The sequence below is a fragment of the Paenibacillus aceris genome (assembly GCF_017874035.1).
Taxonomy (GTDB): domain Bacteria; phylum Bacillota; class Bacilli; order Paenibacillales; family NBRC-103111; genus Paenibacillus_E; species Paenibacillus_E aceris.
In genome coordinates, this window is the sequence record NZ_JAGGKV010000055.1 from 1 (window position 1) to 1,892 (window position 1,892).

At 42.2% G+C, this 1,892-nt stretch carries 2 protein-coding genes; both read left to right on the forward strand.

Annotated elements, in window-relative coordinates; genetic code table 11:
* The first annotated feature begins 402 nt into the window (after window positions 1-402).
* Window positions 403-1,137 carry an SDR family oxidoreductase gene (locus J2Z65_RS35050; protein WP_209856393.1) on the forward strand — a complete coding sequence of 245 codons (735 nt, stop codon included), beginning with the start codon at window positions 403-405 and terminating at the stop codon, window positions 1,135-1,137.
* A gap of 21 nt (window positions 1,138-1,158) precedes the next feature.
* Window positions 1,159-1,578 (forward strand): MerR family DNA-binding transcriptional regulator, encoded by a 420-nt coding sequence (locus tag J2Z65_RS35055; RefSeq protein WP_167064386.1) that lies wholly within the window; start codon window positions 1,159-1,161, stop codon window positions 1,576-1,578.
* Window positions 1,579-1,892: the final 314 nt, after the last annotated feature.

The window sequence follows — 1,892 nt, forward strand, 5'->3', positions numbered from 1 at the left end:
CTTCCTCGCCAGCCGTATTAACATTATAGCCAAACTCAACAAATTTTCATTTGTCCGTGGTGCCCCGTAGGGGCATGGATGGCTAACGAGGAACGATAGTTCAATCACGACATTGTCTTGAGACAATAAAGTATTAGACTGGATGTATTGAATTCGCGCGGTTTTTCGATTTACAAACCGTCACACTCCGAAAAAAAAGTATTAGACTAACCTAAAAAATGAAACAACAGCAGCCATGGACAGAAAATAAAGTCCTAGACTGCTGCTGTTTAATTGAACTAACGCCCCCAATAGTCCAATAACAAGACATTCTAATCTTGAATGTTGCTCTTGACTTGGAGTGTACTCCAAGTTGTATAGTGATCGTTAGTCAAGTAAATATCACTTTTAGGAGGCGTAATCATGAGCACATCAAAAATAGTTTTGATCACTGGCGGAAACAAAGGTATTGGTCTTGAGACTGCTAGGCAATTGGGCAAACTAGGATTCACAATATTGCTCGGTTCAAGAGATGAAGCAAGAGGACAGGAAGCGACGGCTACCCTGACGGCTGAGAACATAAATGCAAAGGCAATTACCCTGGACATAACAGACTTGGATACAATACAATCCGCAGTAAAACAAATTGATGATCAGTATGGTTCGCTTGATGTTCTGATTAATAACGCTGGCGTGTGCTTGGAAAGAGGTCTTCCTCCGAGTCAACTGGAATTAACTGTTCTAAGGAATACTTATGAGACAAATGTTTTCGGCAGTTTTTCTGTCACTAAGGCAATGCTCCCTTTGATTAAAAAATCGCCTGCTGGCAGAATTGTAAACCTTTCAAGTGGCTTGGCTTCCTTGACCGAGTATAATAACCCGGAATCGGATGCCGAAAAATACGGAGTAAATTTGCTCGCCTACATGAGTTCGAAAACGGCTGTCAATGCACTAACAGTCTTGTTTGCCAAAGAATTAAAAGATACGCCGATCAAGATAAATTCAGCTGATCCAGGGTACACAGCTACGGATTTGAATGGGCATACGGGTTATCGTACCGTTGAACAGGGCGCTTCCATTGTCGTGAAACTCGCCACCCTTCTGGGCGATGGTCCGAACGGCGGTTTCTTTGATGAGAACGGAGTAATACCGTGGTAATACGTCAGGAGGTGCGGCAAAGTGATCGACATTCCCGAAACCGTAAGCTCAATTAAACAGGCGGCTGAATTCACGGGTCTGTCAGAAGATACGATCCGCTATTACGAGAAAATCGGCTTACTTCCGTATGCCGACCGCAAAGCAAGCGGACACAGAACGTACAGTAAACATCAATTGGAAGGCATGGTCTTTTTAACGAGACTCAAAGCAACTGGAATGACACTGGAAGAAATGAAGCGTTTCCGTAAGCTTTACGAAAGGGGTGAAGCCTCACTCCCTCAGAGAGTCTCCATTCTAATCGAACACAAGAATAGAATTCAGAACGAGATTGACAGATTACTGGAGACACAAAGGATTATTGATTACAAAATTGACAATTATAAAGAGGTCCTAGTAAATCCGGATTTAAACAAAAAATGGAAATCCCCATTTGCCGATTGAGAGCTTTCTTATTGAACTCTTCTGCCCTTTAATCAACGGGTGCCAGTCTAATACTTTATTTTCCTAGTCTAACACTTTATTTTTCGGTCTAATACTTTATTTTCTTTGGACAGACATGACGGCAGCCGGCACATGATCGGCTGCCGTTGTCGGTTGAAGTAACGGGCAGCTCAGTATGTTAAAATGAGGTAAAAAACTTTGAGAGTATGGGACAGGGGTGAAATTTTGAGCGTCTGGAGAAGAAAAGCCACGGAGTTGTTTGATATTCGTTTTGGTACTATTTTTCATGAAACAATTTATGATGTATTTCAGAC